This is a genomic window from Streptomyces sp. NPDC049687, assembly GCF_044465285.1.
Taxonomy (GTDB): domain Bacteria; phylum Actinomycetota; class Actinomycetes; order Streptomycetales; family Streptomycetaceae; genus Streptomyces.
In genome coordinates this window covers 43,566-58,590 of record NZ_JBITLN010000020.1, presented here as the reverse complement: position 1 = coordinate 58,590, position 15,025 = coordinate 43,566, and the positions used below count along the sequence as shown (strand labels likewise).

The window sequence follows — 15,025 nt, the reverse complement described above, 5'->3', positions numbered from 1 at the left end:
AAGGCGGCGAAGCCATGAGCCTGCGGGCACGCATCACCACCCCCGAGGAGCAGGGCGGCCGGGGCGAGGACGGCCATCTGGTCTCCTCCTACCGTACGAAGCTGCTCGAGGAGATCGACCTCGCCGAGATGAGTTCGCTCGCGGCGGCCGAGCGCAGGGCGCGGCTCGAGCGGGTGCTCGGGCACATCATCAGCCGCGAGGGCCCGGTGCTGTCGACGGGGGAGCGCTCGCAGCTGATCCGGCGGGTGGTCGACGAGGCGCTGGGGCTCGGCATTCTGGAGCCGCTCCTCGAGGACGCGTCGATCACCGAGATCATGGTGAACGGCCCGGACGCGATCTTCGTCGAGCGGGCCGGCCGGGTGGAGCAGCTCCCCCTCCGTTTCGCCTCGCACGACCAGCTGATGCAGACCATCGAGCGGATCGTCTCGACCGTCAACCGACGGGTCGACGAGACGAACCCGATGGTGGACGCGCGGCTGCCGTCCGGCGAGCGCGTCAACGTGATCATTCCGCCGCTGTCCCTCACCGGCCCGATCCTCACCATCCGCCGCTTCCCGCGCTCCTTCACCCTCAACGAACTCATCGGCTTCGGCTCCCTCGACGAACCCATGCTGTATCTGCTGGCCGGCCTGGTGCAGGCGAAGTTCAACGTGATCGTCTCGGGCGCGACGGGCACCGGGAAGACGACCCTGCTGAACGCCCTCTCCGGGCTGATCCCCGAGAGCGAACGCATCATCACCATCGAGGACTCGGCGGAACTCCAGCTCCAGCAGTCGCATGTGATCCGCCTGGAGTCCCGTCCGCCGAACGTCGAGGGCAACGGCCGTATCACCATCCGCGACCTGGTGCGCAACTCCCTGCGGATGCGCCCCGACCGGATCGTGGTCGGTGAGGTCCGGGGCGGTGAGTCGCTCGACATGCTCCAGGCGATGTCGACGGGCCACGACGGCTCCCTGGCCACCGTCCACGCCAACAGCGCGGAGGACGCGCTGATGCGGCTGCAGACCCTGGCGTCGATGTCGGACGTGGAGATCCCCTTCGTCGCCCTGCACGACCAGATCAACAGCGCGGTCGACGTGATCGTCCAGCTCACCCGGTTCGCCGACGGCGCCCGGCGCGTCACCGAGATCGCCCTGCTCGACAGCCACGGCTCGGAGCCGTACCGGCTGGCGACGATCGCCCGCTTCAACGCCCAGCCGATGACCGCCGACGGCCGCGTTCCCGGCGCCTTCGCGCACTTCCCCCTCCCGCGCCGCAGCGCCGACCGCCTCTACATGGCGAGCCAGCCGATCCCCCAGGCGTTCGGGGTCGCACGGGACGCACTCGAACTGACGACAAGGGAAGCCCGGTAGCAGCCATGGATCTCGACACCCTCATCACCCTCACCACCGGCGTGACCCTCCTGACCTGCGCCCTGGCCGTCGCGGGCGTGCACGTCTACGCCAAGGGCCGCGCCCAGCGCGCCGCCCTCGTGGAACGGCTGTCGTACACCGGCCAGGCCCCCCCGAGCGGACGCCGGCGCCGCTTCCGCGACCTGGACCGGCGCCTGCGCCGTACCAAGACGGGCCGCAGGCTGGAACTGAAGCTGGCGGCCACCGGTCTGGACGTGACGCCCGGCGAGTTCTTCGTGTACATGCTGGCGGCGGTGGCGGGGCTGTGGCTGGTCGGCCAGGCCGTCCTCGCCCCCTTCTTCGGCCCGCTGGCCGGACTGCTGGGCATCTGGGCGGCCCTGCAGTTCCTCACCTGGCAGCGCCAGAAACGCATCGAGAAGTTCATCAACCAACTCCCCGAACTGGCCCGCATCCTGGCCAACGCCACCCACGCCGGTCTCGCCCTGCGCACCGCGATCGGCATGGCGGCGGAGGAGCTGGAGGCCCCGGCTGGCGAGGAACTCGGCAAGGTCGCCAACCAGTTGGCGGTCGGCCACTCCATGGACGACGCCCTCGGCGAGCTCGCCGACCGCCTCCCCTCCCGCGAGCTGGTCGTCCTCGTCACCACCCTGGTGCTCTCCAACCGTGCCGGTGGCCAGGTCGTCGGCGCCCTGCGCAACCTGACGGAGACGCTGGAGGAGCGCAAGGAGACACGGCGGGAGGTGCGCACGCAGCTGTCCCAGGTCAACATGACCTCGTACGCCGTCCCGGTCCTCGGCATCGGTGCCCTGTTCCTGATGGACAGCGTCAGCGACGGCACGCTGGACCGGATGACGGGGTCGGCGATCGGCCAGGCCTGCGTGATCATCGCGTTCGGCCTCTACGCCGTCGGGTTCCTCCTCATCCGCCGTATGTCCCGCATCGACGTCTGAGGGGACGCAGAGCATGGAACTCCTTCTCGCCCTCGCCATGGGCCTGAGCGTCTGGGGCATCTTCGCCGGGATCCGCATGTACCGGGCCGAGGTGAAACTCCCCAGCGACCTGGTGCTGGCCCTGGAGGTCGGCGCCACCCGCACCGGCGCCGTCGGCTCGCTCGTCGACCGCATGGGCATGCGCTACGCCCCCGCCGTCCTCCGTCTGATGGGCCCCAAGCAGGTCGCCCGCTACCGCCGCAGGATCGACCTCGCGGGCAACCCGGGCGGCCTGACCATCGACCGCTACGCCGCCCGCCGCGCGGTCTACGGCGCGATCGGCGGCCTCGGCGCGCTGGCCGCCCTCCTCCAGGGCAGTTTCTTCATCGCGCTGCTCATGCTGGCCTTCGCCGCCTTCTGGTCCGAGGTGGGCATCTGGTCCGCGATCCGGGTCCGCAAGGACGCCATCGAACGCACCCTGCCGGACTTCCTCGACGTCCTCGCCGTCGTCGTCAGCGCCGGCCTCGGCTTCCGCCAGGCCCTCGACCGGGTGGCGTCCAAGTACGAGGGCCCCTGGGCGGACGAGATCCGCATCACCCTCCGCCAGATGGACCTCGGCGTGAGCCGCCGCGAGGCCTTCGAGGAACTGCGCCGCCGCAACGACTCCGAACAGGTCGCCATGTTCGTCACCGCGCTCCAGCAGGGCGAGGAACTCGGCGCGCCGATCGTCGACACGCTCGTCGCGATCGCCAAGGACATGCGCCGTACGGACGCCCAGAACGCCCGCCGCAAGGCGGCCCGCGCGGTCCCCAAGGCCACGCTGATGATCACGACGTTCATGGTCCCGGCGACCATGCTCCTGCTCGGCGCGGGAATGCTGCTCGGCTCCGGGACGGACTTCAGCTCGATCACGGGGGAGTAGGCGGGCCCGATGAGGTTCATGAAGAGCAAGGGCGAGGCGCCGCTCCCGCTCCAGGTCAACGCCCTGCAGGCGATGTGCCGGCAGGTCTTCGGCTTCCGCCTCGCCATGATCGCCGTGGCCGCCCCCGCCGCCCTCCTCAACGCCTCCCCGGGCCTGGGCGTCCGCCTGGTCGGCGCGGCCGTCGTCGTCACCTTCATGGGCTCCTACGTCCTCTTCCGCGACTGGGAACGCTTCGGCCCCCTCCTCCTGCGCCACCCCACCCTCCTGGCCGTGGACACCGTCTTCGGCACCCTCCTGCTGATCTCCGCCGGCCCGGACACCACCCTCGCCTACGTCAGCGTCTGCACCCCCCTGCTGGCCGGCATCGTCTACGGCTGGCGCGGCGCAGCCTGCTTCGCCTCGCTCCAGTCGCTGATCCTGCTGCTGGTGCACGCGACCGTCGGCCAGGGCTCGCAGTCCGGTCTCGCCGAGCGGCTGCTCCTGCCGGGCTTCTGCGTGATCACCGGCGCGGTCGGTTCGTCCATGCGTGGCCTGATGCTCCGCTTCGGCGCGGCCACCCAGGCCCTCACCGCCGTCAAGGCCCGGCTCGCGGTCGCCGAGGCGGTGGCCGCCGAACGCGCCCGCCTCGCCCGCGAGATGCACGACTCGGTGGCCAAGACCCTGCACGGCGTCGCGCTGACGGCGGACGCCCTGGCCGGCTCCGCCGACCTCGACCCGGCCCGGGTCCGCCAACACGCCGAACTGGTCGCCCGCTCGGCCCGCCGCGCCGCCGCGGAGTCCCGTGAACTCCTCACCGACCTGCGCCGCGAGGCGGACCAGGGCGTCGACGTCTTCCCCGAACTCGCCGCCCGCACCAGCGACTTCGCCCACCGCACCGGGCTGCCGGTCACCTACCGCCCCACCGGCGACCGTACGACCCTCCCCGTCCCGCCCGCCGTGGCCCGCCAGCTCCTCACGATCACCGCGGAAGCCATGGAGAACGCCCACCGCCACGCCGCCCCCACCGCCGTGGAGGTGCGCGCGGGCGTCCAGGGCGAGCACCTCACCCTCAGCATCCAGGACGACGGCCGCGGCCTCCCGCCCGGCACCACCCTCGAACACCTCCGTCGCACCGGCCACTTCGGCCTGGTCGGCATGGCCGAGCGGGCCGCCTGCGTGGGCGCCCGCCTCCGCATCGACAGCGGCGACCACGCCCGGGGCACGGAGGTACGCCTGGAACTCCCGCTGGCGGCGCTCACCCCCGAGAGGAGGCCCCATGCCGCACCGACCCCCTGACGACGCCGTACGTGTCGTGGTGGCCGACGACAACCCGGTGGTCCGCGCGGGCCTGACCGCGCTCCTCTCGGGCCGCGAGGACATCACCGTCGTGGCGGAGGCGGCGGACGGCCGCGAGGCCTACGAGGCGGCCGCGCGCCACCGCCCCGACGTCGTCCTCCTCGACGTCCGCATGCCCGGCGTCGACGGCCTCTCCGCCCTCCCGCACCTGGCCCGCATCACCGCGGTCCTGATGCTGACGTACAGCCACGAGTCCACGGTGGTCCGGGAGGCGCTGCGCCTCGGAGCGGGCGGTTACCTGGTCCACGGCGAGTTCACGGTGGAGGAGCTGACGGCGGCGGTGCGGGAGGTGACGCGAGGCAGTGCGAATGCACATGCCGATCTCGCCTCAAGCCCCTTGTTTTCCACCACTTCTGCCGAAGTGCTTTCGCAGGTGCAATCAACTGTGGGACAGTCGTCGGTGTCGTCGAGACACAGGGCGGGGTTCCGGCTGAGCGCGAGGGAGGCGGAGATCATGGACCTCATCGCCTCGGGCCTGAACAACCAGCAGATCGCCGGCGCGTGCTTCATCAGCGAGAAGACGGTCAAGAACCACGTCAACCGCATCTTCGCCAAGCTGCACAGCAGCAGCCGCGCCGAGGCGGCGGCCAAGTGGCTGGGAAATTGGGCCCTGGGACCCTCGTCCGGATCAGGCGTTCCGTCGTACGTTCCTCACGCCAGTGCCTCAAACCGAGAGGAACGCCATGAGCGACCTGCTGCTGAGGACCGCCATCGCGGCCAAGCTCCGGGTGACGGAGGCGGTACGGCGCCGCGCCGCCGACGACAAGGGGCAGACCGCGGTGGAGTATCTGGGGATCATCGCGGTGGTGGTGGCGATCGTGGTGTTGATCGCGAATACGAATCTGGGCGCGACCATCGTCAACAAACTGACGGCTCAGATCGCCAAGGTGGCTCCCTGACACGACGTCGGGCACGCGGCGACGGGGGGCAGGCTTTCCCCATCTACATCACGGTGGTGGCGGGCCTGCTCTTTCTCGCGTTCGCGTACTTCGCGGTCGGCCAGGCCGCGGTGAACCGCAACGGCGCCCAGACCGCGGCCGATGCGGCGGCGCTGGCGGCGGCTCAGGAGACCAGGGACCAGCTGGCCGGCCAGTGGGAGCTGGACGTCCGCGACCCGACCAAGTGGCAGGACATCTTCGACGGTGTCGGGGCCACCGATTCGTGCTGGCGGGCCACGGAACTTGCGTCGATGAACGACGCGGGCACCGTCCAATGCATCCCTGACGGTCATCTGAGCTACAGCGTCACCGTACAGACGAACAAGGCAATGGGAGACTCTGTGGTGCCCATCACGAGCACCAAGCGATCGCATGCCTCCGCCACCGCAGTGATCGAGCCGCTGTGCTCGTTCGAGTTACCGGGTGACGACGCCGAGGACGACGCACTGCCGACGCTCACGTGCGACGACGTGGACTGGGAGCTGGACCCGGAGGACCTGACCGATCTGCCCGGGCCCGAGGACCTCTTCGACGTCCACCTGACCACTGGCTGAAGAAGGAAGCAGAGTGATGAACATGCGATGCACGGCGAAAGCCCGCAGGGGGATGGCCGCGCTGGCGGTCGTGGCCGGTCTGGCCCTCGGGGCTGCCGCATGCGGCGGTGGTGGTGACGGGGACGACAAGAAGCCCCAGAGCTCGTCCTCAGCCTCCCAGGCCAGTGGATCGCAGCCGGAAGCACAGGAGGGCCAGTCCGAGGAGCCGTTGGCCGAGCTGAAGGGTCCCAGCGGGCTTCTTCTCCAGATCACCTCCGCCGTACGGGACTCGGGCGGGTTCGTGACGATCAACGGCCAGTTGAAGAACGACGGGTCGGAAGTAGCCGTGATTCCCGTGGAGTTGAGCGGCAACGAAACCGAGATCATGAACAACGGCAGGTCCCTCGGCGGAGCCACCCTCGTCGACTCCAAGAGCAAGAAGCGCTACTACGTCCTCCGCGACACAGACGGACGCCCCCTCACCACCACGGGCTTCTCCACCCTCAAGGCCGGGGAAGCCATCGACGTCTTCCTCCAGTTCCCCGCCCCGCCCCCCGGCTCCACGGACGTCACCTTCCAGCTCCCGCTGTTCCCCAGCGCGGTCATCAAGATCTCCGGGTGAGGCCGGTCATGACCCCACGTCTCACTCTCGCGGTGGCAGCGGCCGCCCTCCTGATCGTCGGTGTGGCGCCCACGGCCCAGGCCGACGACACCGCCCCCAGCGTCCCCCCGGGCACCGAACCCACCGCCTCCGCGCCGGTGGAGGTGGACCCCAACGACCCGGACCTGAAGCTGCCCGCGGGCGGCACCCTGGCCGAGCCCAAGGTGCTGGACATCAAGCAGGTCGTGGAGGACCAGTCCGGGGACGAACGCCGTGAGGACACCAACGCGGACGTGACGTTCGCCCTCCAGGCGGAGGTCCTCTTCGGCAAGGACAGCGCGACGCTCGGCGCGGACGCGAAGGCCCGTATCGCGGTGATCGCCGACGAGATCAAGAAGCAGAACACCAAGCTGGTCCGGGTCTTCGGCTTCACCGACAACCTCGGCTCCTCCGCCCACGGCGACGTCCTGTCGAAGCAGCGCGCCGACGCCGTCCAGGCCGAACTCGCGGGCGACCTGAACAACCCCGCCATCACCTTCGAGGTACGCGGCTACGGCGAGCAGTACCCCATCGCCGACAACTCCACGGAGGAGGGCCGCAAGAAGAACCGCCGCGTGGAGGTCACCTTCCCCCGTACGGCGAACTGACCGTCACCTCCACCCGCACCCCCACCCGAAGCCCCCACTCCTCCATCGCCCCGGCCGCCGCCTCCAGCACATGCCGGGACCGGAGCCGGGGCAGGCCCAGCCGTCCGGGTGGCATGGTGCGTACGGCGACGACGGTGAGCCGCCGGTCGAGATAGGCGACGTCGATCGGCATCCGCATACCGAAGGTGTGCACGCTCCCGGCCGGTGACAGCAGCATCGCCCCCTCCACGGAGTCGCGCCCGAGCAGCCCCTTGGTGCGCGCCCGGTAGGAGGCGGCGATCTCCAGCGGCACCCGGACCCCGCCCTCCCCGCCCCCCACCACGAGCTCGCCCCACCCGTCCCGCCAGCGCGCCATACCCCGTCTCCCCTCAGCCGCGTCGCCACCCTCGGCACGGTACCGAGCCGGGCCACGGCGAGGTGACCGCCGTCTGCGTAATCCGGCCCCTCCGGCAACGGCGTGGCGCTTCTGCGGTATGACGTATCGCATGACTGACAGGACGTTCGAAGACCTCCTGGCCGAAGGCGCCGCCGTCCCGACCGAGGGATGGGACTTCTCGTGGTTCGAGGGGCGGGCCACCGAGGCGCGGCCGTCGTGGAGGTACGCGGAGTCGCTGGCCGGGCGGCTGGCCGGGGCGACGGCCGCGCTCGACATCCAGACCGGGGGAGGGGAGGTGCTGGACTTCGCCCTCGGGAGGGCCGCCGCCGCACCTGTCCTCACCGTCGCGACCGAGGGCTGGCCGGCGAACGTCGCCAAGGCCACCGCCCTGCTGCGACCGCGCGGCATCGCCGTCGTCGCGTCCGCGGAGGACTCCCCGTTGCCCTTCGCGGACGCCACCTTCGACCTGGTCGTCAGCAGGCACCCGGTTCGGCCCCTGTGGGGCGAGATCGCGCGGGTGCTGCGCCCCGGCGGAACCTACTTCGCCCAGCATGTCGGCCCCCGCAGCGTCTTCGAGCTGGTCGAGTACTTCCTCGGGCCGCAGCCCCAGGAGGTCAGCAGCGGGCGTCACCCGGATCACGAGCGGGCCGAGGCCGAGGCGGCGGGCCTGGAGATCGTCGACCTGCGCGCCGAACGCCTCCGGATCGAGTTCTGCGACATCGCCGCCGTCGTCCACTTCCTGCGCAAGGTGGTGTGGATGGTGCCGGGCTTCACCGTCGCGGCGTACGAGCGCGAACTCCGCGCCCTGCACGAGCGGATGAGAGCGGAGGGCCCCTTCGTGGCCCACAGCACCCGCCATCTCTTCGAGGCCCGGCGTCCCTAGCCCCTTCAGGGGAAGGTTGGCCAAGAACCACCGTCCAGGGGGCCGTGCCGAAGCTCCGCGCCTCCTGACGTCGGGAAGTCGTCCGTGCCCCTTCCCCTGGGGGTTCATGTCGGCTTCGTCACGAAAGCGAAAAGGGCATTACGGTCCACTCCGCCGCATAACGCCCCTCAATCTCCATGAGGTTTCCACATCGTTATCGCAAGCGGTTCGCATCTGCCGTCGACCTCGCGTAAGTTCAAGCGCGGGTAATTCGCGTGAGCAAAGCTGCGCGGGCGGCACCGCGCAGCGGAGGGGGCTGTGCGGTGTTGTCCGCGTCAAGCGGGCGTTCACGGCCGGTGTACTCCGTCGGAGGGACACCCGGGCAACTGCCCGACTCCCGCCCAGCACCGGCCAAAACCTCAGCTTCTCTCGGCAAACGCCGTCATTCCCCTGGGAATCCGCCGCGTTCCGGCCATGAACCACCCAGAAATCATGCCCGGAACGGTCATCTCGGCGTCGCCGGGCAACTCCGGAGAGTAATTATCTCGCGTCGATGCACACAGCATCACTTACGAAGGGTTATGGTGGAGACCCCCCCTCGGGCCGGTCCGTCTCCCCCCCACGGACCGGCCCGTTTTTTTCACCCCCGGCGACGCCCCGCAACGCGGCCCGGAATCACGGCTCAACGCCTCGCAGGGGTAGGCTTCGGCCCGCGGGGACCGCCATACGGAGGGGCTGACAATCACGTGAACCTGCGCGACAAGCTGCGCGGCCTTCTGGTCAGGCTGTACGCACGCCGGGTGGAAGGCCACCTGGACCACGCTCAGGTGCCCAAGCACATCGGCGTCATCATGGACGGCAACCGACGCTGGGCGAAGGCCGCCGGTTCCACCACCGAGCACGGCCACCGCGCCGGTGCCGAGAAGATCGAGGAGTTCCTCGGCTGGTGCACCGAGACCGACGTCGAGGTCGTCACCCTCTGGCTGCTGTCGACGGACAACCTCGACCGCCCCCAGGAGGAACTCGTCCCCCTCCTCGGCATCATCGAGGACGTCGTGCGCACCCTCGCCGCCGACGGCCGCTGGCGCGTCCACCACGTCGGCACCCCCGACATCCTCCCCTCCCATGTGCAGACCGCCCTGAAGGAGGCCGAGGAGACAACCGCCCACGTCGACGGGATACTGGTCAACGTCGCCATCGGCTACGGCGGCCGCCAGGAGATCGCCGACGCCGTGCGCTCGATGATCACCGACGCCGCCGACAAGGGCACCTCCATGGAGGACCTGGCGGACTCCGTCAGCGTGGACCTAATCGGCCGCCACCTCTACACCGGCGACCAGCCCGACCCCGACCTCGTCATCCGCACCAGCGGCGAACAGCGGCTGTCCGGATTCATGCTGTGGCAGACGGCCCACTCGGAGTACTACTTCTGCGAGGTCTTCTGGCCGGCCTTCCGCAAGGTCGACTTCCTGCGCGCCCTGCGCGACTACGCGGCCCGTCACCGCCGTTACGGCGGCTGACGTACGCACGCCCCTGAAGGGGCAGGTGGGTACCCCTTTTGGGGCGGAAGTAACAAGGAGTTCACCGGCGCGCCGTCATATGCCCTGGCATGGTGGCGCATCTTCGAGGGCATAAGCCAAGCAGGTCGACGCCCGAACCACGGGTGTCGGATCCTCAGCGGACGGCACGGGGCCGTCCGCCCGGGAGGCCCTTTGCACCAGCTCGACCGTGCGGTCACGGCACGGAAGAAGCAGTGGAGGGCCGGTCCCCGGCCCGCGCATCGGGGCCGTCGACCGGTCCAGCTCCACTCCGTCGCTCCCCGACCTCATCCGAGGGGGTACGTCCTTCCGTGGTGACCAGCACAAAGCGTCGTATGCCAGACCGACGCACCTATGTTCTCGACACCAGCGTCCTGCTGGCCGACCCGAACGCCATGGCCCGCTTCGAGGAGCACGAGGTCGTGCTCCCCATCGTCGTGGTCACGGAACTGGAGGCCAAGCGGCACCATCCCGAACTCGGCTACTTCGCCCGGCAGGCCCTGCGCCTGCTCGACGACTACCGGGTGAGGTACGGACGCCTCGACGCCCCCATCCCGATCGGGGATCTGGGCGGGACCATCCGTGTCGAGCTCAACCACTCGGACCCCAGCGTGCTGCCCACCGGCTACCGCCTGGGGGACAACGACTCACGCATCCTCGCGGTCGCCCGCAATCTGCAGGCCGAGGGGTTCGACGTCACCGTCGTGTCGAAGGACCTGCCGCTCAGGATCAAGGCCTCGTCGGTCGGCCTCCTGGCGGAGGAGTACCGCGCCGAGCTCGCCATCACGGACTCCTCCGGCTGGACCGGAATGTCCGAACTGACCCTGCCGGGTGAACAGGTGGACATCCTCTTCGAGGAAGGACACCTCTACGTCCCCGAGGCCGCCGAGCTGCCCGTGCACACCGGTCTGACCATCCAGTCGGAGCGCGGCAAGGCGCTCGGCCGGGTCACCCCGGAGGGCAACATCCGGCTGGTGCGGGGCGACCGGGAGGCGTTCGGCATCAAGGGCCGCAGCGCCGAGCAGCGCATCGCCCTCGATCTGCTGCTCGACCCGGACGTCGGGATCGTGTCGATGGGCGGCCGGGCCGGCACCGGAAAGTCGGCGCTGGCGCTGTGCGCGGGCCTGGAGGCGGTACTGGAGCGCCGCCAGCACCAGAAGGTGATGGTCTTCCGTCCGCTGTACGCGGTGGGCGGGCAGGAGCTCGGCTATCTGCCGGGTTCCGAGGCCGAGAAGATGAGCCCCTGGGCACAGGCGGTCTTCGACACCCTGTCGGCCGTCACCTCCCGCGAGGTCATCGAGGAGGTCACCGCCCGAGGGATGCTCGAAGTCCTCCCGCTCACCCACATCCGCGGGCGCTCCCTCCATGACGCCTTCGTGATCGTCGACGAGGCCCAGTCCCTGGAGCGGAATGTCCTGCTGACCGTTCTGTCCCGAATCGGCGCCAACTCGCGGGTGGTTCTCACCCATGACGTGGCGCAGAGGGACAATCTGCGTGTCGGTCGCTACGACGGTGTCGTCGCCGTCGTCGAAAAGCTGAAGGGCCACCCGCTCTTCGCGCATGTCACGCTGAACCGGTCCGAGAGGTCCCAGATCGCGGCACTTGTGACCGAAATGCTGGAGGACGGTCAGATCTGAACCGAAGCGCACACGTTCGTCAACTGTGCGCGGGAGTCGGCGCCGTCCGGAAAAGCTCGAGAGCTTAGCCGGGCGGCGTCGGCATGTGTGTGGGTTTCGCGAAATCCCCAGGGTTCCCAGGAGTGTGAGCTTTCACACGCAACTCGGAATTGCCTTGCGGCGTCGGGTTACGGCAGAGTCTCGTTCCTGTCAGGCCCCGCGTACGGCACACCTGTACCCCCAGCGGTACGGAAACGCATCAGCACCACCTTCAACTCCATAGCGTCGCCGTATGCCGCCCGAGCACCACGCGGCGCTCCCCCTCGCGGGAGTTGCCCACCGGGCCCGTGTCTCCCGTGACCCACAATGGGGAGGCCAGCGTCAGGGGCACGATTGCGTCCGCCAGGGTCACCGAAGCGGGCGATGCTGGAAGGAAAACCGTGTGAGCCGGATCTCGGTCCGGGGATTCGCAGTGGCCTCGGCCACGGCGGTCACCGCTGTCGGAAGCGTCGTCGGCGTTGCTTCGGGCAGTGTCGCGCAGCCCAACGACGCAGAGTCGACGGCGAGCGACGCGACGCTCCTCGCTGACATACCTGCCGGCCAGCAGGCCCAGGTGCAGACCGCGTCCCTGGCGCAGCAGGCCAACTTCCAGGCCATCGCCGCGGACGAAGGTGCGAAGAAGGAAGCCGAGGAAGCGGCCCGCAAGGCCGCCGCCGAGACCGCCGTCGCGAAGAAGGAGGCCGCCGAGAAGGCGGCCAAGGCGCGCGAAGAGGCGAGGGCCAAGGCCAGCCGCAGCGCGGGTGACTTCCCGATCCAGAGCTCCTACACGGTCGCGCAGATCCAGGCCATGGCCTCGCAGATGGTGCCGAGCGGCCAGTTCCAGTGCTTCAGCAACATCGTGGACCACGAGTCCAGCTGGAACTACCACGCCGTGAACGCCTCCTCCGGCGCCTACGGCCTCTTCCAGGCGCTGCCGGCCTCCAAGTACTCCTCCGCGGGTGCCGACTGGCAGACCAACCCGGCCACGCAGATCAAGTGGGGCCTGAACTACATGAACAGCCGGTACGGCAGCCCGTGTGACGCGTGGTCGTTCTGGCAGGCCAACCACTGGTACTGAGCCCCTGCGGCTCCGGCCGCACCTTCTTTCACCTGACGACTCAGCAGAAGGAATCCGTGTGAGCCGAATAGCGGCCCGGGGATTCGCTGTGGCCTCGGCCACGGCGGTCACCACTGTCGGCGCTGTCATGGGAGTAGCCCAGGCCGGCGTCGGACAGCCCAGCAACGACGCAGAGGCGACGGCGGGCGACTCGACACTCCTCGCCGACTTACCCGTAGGCCAACAGGCCCAGGTGCAGACGGCCTCGCTGACCCAGCAGGCCACCACCCAGGGCATCGCCGCGGACGCCACCGCCAAGAAGACGGCGGAGGAAGCCGCGCGCAAGCAGGCCGCCAAGGACGCGGTGGCCAGGCAGCGGGCCGCCGTGGCCAAGGCGAAGGCGGACAAGGAAGCCAAGGAAGCCAAGGAGCGCGAGGAAGCGGAGACCAAGTCGACCACGGCTTCGGGCACCGGCAGCTTCCCCCAGCAGGCGTCGTACACCGTCGCCGAGGTCCAGGCCATCGCACGCCAGATCGTGCCCGCCGGCCAGTTCCAGTGTTTCAGCAACATCGTGAACCACGAGTCCACCTGGAACTACCAGGCCGTCAACCCCACCTCCGGTGCCTACGGCCTCGTCCAGGCCTACCCCGGCTCGAAGATGTCGTCCGCCGGCGCCGACTGGCGCACCAACCCGGCGACGCAGATCAAGTGGGGCCTGAACTACATGAACGAACGTTACGGCAGCCCCTGCGACGCCTGGTCCTACTGGCAGGCCAACGGCTCCTACTGACCAGGCGTCACCGCAGCCGCTCAACCCCGCGCAGCCCCTCCCCGTCCTCTGGGGAGGGGCTTTCGCCCTGTACGGTCGTAAGCCGACCGACTCCAGGGGGAGTGATGGGGAGAGACCGGGGGAAGAGGACGGATCATGTCGCGAGTGCCAGGGTGGCTCGGCCGGCTCGGTGCCGGTCTGACCGAGATGGGTGAGCGGCTCGACGAGCGCCGCGCCGAGGCGGAGCGGGAGGGCGACGCGGACGCGCCGGCGCCGGAGGCGCCCGAGGACGCCGTAGCACCCCCTGAGGATCCCTCACCCCCTCTCCCGCGCCCCGATCCCGCACAGGTCGTGCCGTGGGGTGTCCGGGTCGCCGCCGAGGCGGGCTGGCGGCTGCTGGTGCTCGCCGGGACCGTCTGGGTGCTGATGAAGGTCATCAGCGCCGTCCAACTGGTCGTCCTCGCCTTCGTCGTGGCGCTGCTGCTGACCGCCCTCCTCGAACCCACCGTCGCGCGACTCAAGCGCCTGGGGGTTCCGCAGGGGCTGGCGACCGCGCTCACCGCGATCCTCGGGTTCGTCGTCATCGGCCTGATGGGCTGGTTCGTGACCTGGCAGGTCATGGAGAACATCGACAACCTCTCCGACCAGGTCCAGGACGGCATCGACGACCTGCGCCGCTGGCTGCTCAACAGCCCCTTCCACGTCACCGACAAGCAGATCAACGGCATCGCCAAGAACCTGCGCGAGGCGGTCGGCGCCAACACCGACTCCATCACCTCGGCGGGTCTGGAGGGCGTCACGGTCGTGGTCGAGGCGCTCACCGGCATCCTGCTGGCGTTCTTCTCGACCCTCTTCCTGCTCTACGACGGCAGACGGATCTGGGAGTGGACGCTGAAGCTGGTTCCCGCCGCCGCCCGGCCCGGGGTGGCCGGCGCGGGCCCGCGGGCCTGGGCGACCCTCACCGCGTACGTCCGCGGCACGGTGGTCGTGGCCCTCATCGACGCCATCTTCATCGGCCTCGGCATCTACTTCCTCGACGTCCCGATGGCCGTCCCGCTCGCCGTGTTCATCTTCCTGTTCTCCTTCATCCCGCTGGTCGGCGCGGTGGCCTCCGGTGCGCTGGCCGTGGTGGTGGCGCTGGTGACGCAGGGCGTGTTCACCGCGGTGATGACGCTGGCGGTCGTGCTGGCGGTGCAGCAGATCGAGGGCCACATCCTCCAGCCCTTCATCCTCGGCCGCGCGGTACGCGTCCATCCGCTCGCCGTGGTCCTCTCCGTGGCCTCCGGCGGCATGGTCGCCGGCATCGGCGGCGCGGTGGTCGCCGTACCGCTGGTGGCGGTGACGAACACGGTCGTCGGTTATCTGCGCGCTTACTCCCGACCGGCCCGTCCGGCGTTTGAGGACGAGGCCCGTTCGCGGCGGGAGCGGGGGTCCGGGGGCGCGGCCCCCGTGGACGGTCGGCCCAAGGCGGAGGACCCCGCGCACGAAGGGTGAGCGGGGTCCACGGAGCA

The 15,025-nt window shown here is 69.9% G+C and carries 14 protein-coding genes and 1 pseudogene; 14 read left to right on the top strand and 1 reads right to left on the bottom strand.

Going from position 1 to position 15,025, the window contains the following annotated elements:
- Positions 1–14 precede the first annotated feature (14 nt).
- From ACIBVL_RS39210 to ACIBVL_RS39175, 8 genes and pseudogenes are all read left to right on the top strand, one after another.
- On the top strand, positions 15–1,352 hold the full coding sequence (locus ACIBVL_RS39210; RefSeq protein ID WP_399105319.1) for a CpaF family protein: 1,338 nt from the start codon (positions 15–17) through the stop codon (positions 1,350–1,352).
- 5 nt (positions 1,353–1,357) lie between these two features.
- Positions 1,358–2,302 (top strand): type II secretion system F family protein, encoded by a 945-nt coding sequence (locus ACIBVL_RS39205; RefSeq protein WP_399105317.1) that lies wholly within the window; start codon positions 1,358–1,360, stop codon positions 2,300–2,302.
- A gap of 13 nt (positions 2,303–2,315) precedes the next feature.
- Positions 2,316–3,203, top strand: a complete 888-nt coding sequence (locus ACIBVL_RS39200; protein WP_399105315.1) for a DUF5936 domain-containing protein — start codon at positions 2,316–2,318, stop codon at positions 3,201–3,203.
- A gap of 9 nt (positions 3,204–3,212) precedes the next feature.
- A complete protein-coding gene (locus tag ACIBVL_RS39195) occupies positions 3,213–4,478 on the top strand; it encodes a sensor histidine kinase (protein WP_399105313.1) in 1,266 nt (421 codons plus the stop codon).
- Positions 4,459–5,169 (top strand): annotated as a pseudogene (locus ACIBVL_RS39190) (response regulator); the annotation flags it as partial. The gene ACIBVL_RS39195 and the pseudogene ACIBVL_RS39190, both read left to right, overlap by 20 nt.
- Positions 5,149–6,030, top strand: a complete 882-nt coding sequence (locus ACIBVL_RS39185) for a pilus assembly protein TadG-related protein (protein ID WP_399105419.1) — start codon at positions 5,149–5,151, stop codon at positions 6,028–6,030. The pseudogene ACIBVL_RS39190 and the gene ACIBVL_RS39185, both read left to right, overlap by 21 nt.
- A gap of 16 nt (positions 6,031–6,046) precedes the next feature.
- Positions 6,047–6,631, top strand: coding sequence for a hypothetical protein (locus ACIBVL_RS39180; protein WP_399105311.1), 585 nt, complete (start codon positions 6,047–6,049; stop codon positions 6,629–6,631).
- A gap of 8 nt (positions 6,632–6,639) precedes the next feature.
- On the top strand, positions 6,640–7,257 hold the full coding sequence (locus ACIBVL_RS39175; protein ID WP_399105309.1) for an OmpA family protein: 618 nt from the start codon (positions 6,640–6,642) through the stop codon (positions 7,255–7,257).
- On the opposite strand, the gene ACIBVL_RS39170 is transcribed toward ACIBVL_RS39175, so the two are convergent.
- Positions 7,232–7,612: a DUF192 domain-containing protein gene (locus ACIBVL_RS39170; RefSeq protein WP_399105307.1), complete on the bottom strand. Its 381-nt coding sequence runs from the start codon at positions 7,610–7,612 to the stop codon at positions 7,232–7,234. The genes ACIBVL_RS39175 and ACIBVL_RS39170 overlap by 26 nt on opposite strands.
- A gap of 130 nt (positions 7,613–7,742) precedes the next feature.
- Between ACIBVL_RS39170 and ACIBVL_RS39165 the strand changes: the two genes are divergently transcribed.
- The 6 genes from ACIBVL_RS39165 (at position 7,743) to ACIBVL_RS39140 (ending at position 15,008) form a co-directional block, all read left to right on the top strand.
- A complete protein-coding gene (locus tag ACIBVL_RS39165; protein WP_399105305.1) occupies positions 7,743–8,516 on the top strand; it encodes a class I SAM-dependent methyltransferase in 774 nt (257 codons plus the stop codon).
- Positions 8,517–9,241: 725 nt separating this feature from the next.
- Positions 9,242–10,015 (top strand): isoprenyl transferase, encoded by a 774-nt coding sequence (locus ACIBVL_RS39160; RefSeq protein WP_399105303.1) that lies wholly within the window; start codon positions 9,242–9,244, stop codon positions 10,013–10,015.
- A gap of 329 nt (positions 10,016–10,344) precedes the next feature.
- Positions 10,345–11,670 (top strand): PhoH family protein, encoded by a 1,326-nt coding sequence (locus tag ACIBVL_RS39155; RefSeq protein WP_399105301.1) that lies wholly within the window; start codon positions 10,345–10,347, stop codon positions 11,668–11,670.
- A 421-nt stretch (positions 11,671–12,091) separates the two neighbouring features.
- Positions 12,092–12,766, top strand: coding sequence for a transglycosylase SLT domain-containing protein (locus tag ACIBVL_RS39150; RefSeq protein WP_399105299.1), 675 nt, complete (start codon positions 12,092–12,094; stop codon positions 12,764–12,766).
- 58 nt (positions 12,767–12,824) lie between these two features.
- Positions 12,825–13,535, top strand: coding sequence for a transglycosylase SLT domain-containing protein (locus ACIBVL_RS39145; RefSeq protein ID WP_399105297.1), 711 nt, complete (start codon positions 12,825–12,827; stop codon positions 13,533–13,535).
- Positions 13,536–13,670: 135 nt separating this feature from the next.
- Complete coding sequence (locus ACIBVL_RS39140; protein ID WP_399105295.1) at positions 13,671–15,008, top strand: AI-2E family transporter; 1,338 nt, start codon at positions 13,671–13,673, stop codon at positions 15,006–15,008.
- Positions 15,009–15,025 lie beyond the last annotated feature (17 nt).